Raw genomic sequence first — 276 nt, 5'->3', positions numbered from 1 at the left:
GTCGGCAAACTCATAGCCCGCACCGATTTGCCAATGGTCATTCAAGGCTTTTTGCACCCCGGCACCCAGTGTATAGGTGAAGGCTGTTTTCGTGTGGTCTGCAAAATTAGGATTAGGTAATGCCTCAAAAATCAAAGGCGTATTGGTGAAATCATGGGCACGGTTAAAGCCCACGCCTACACTTGCACTCACCCAGGGCATGAGCCAATATCTATTCAGCAACAACTTGCCCTTTACCGCGACGCGACCGTTCCATATTTTGTATTGGTAGCTGTA

Annotated in this window: 1 protein-coding gene; it reads right to left on the bottom strand. The window is 48.6% G+C overall.

Annotation, left to right across the window (positions count from 1 at the left end; genetic code table 11):
* Positions 1–276, bottom strand: a 276-nt coding sequence (locus tag Lani_RS19500; RefSeq protein ID WP_156415179.1) for an outer membrane protein, incomplete at both ends; no start/stop codon positions are given.

It is taken from the genome of Legionella anisa (assembly GCF_001467525.1).
In the GTDB taxonomy this organism is placed as follows: Bacteria; Pseudomonadota; Gammaproteobacteria; order Legionellales; family Legionellaceae; genus Legionella; species Legionella anisa.
This window is presented reverse-complemented; position numbering and strand designations above follow the sequence as displayed.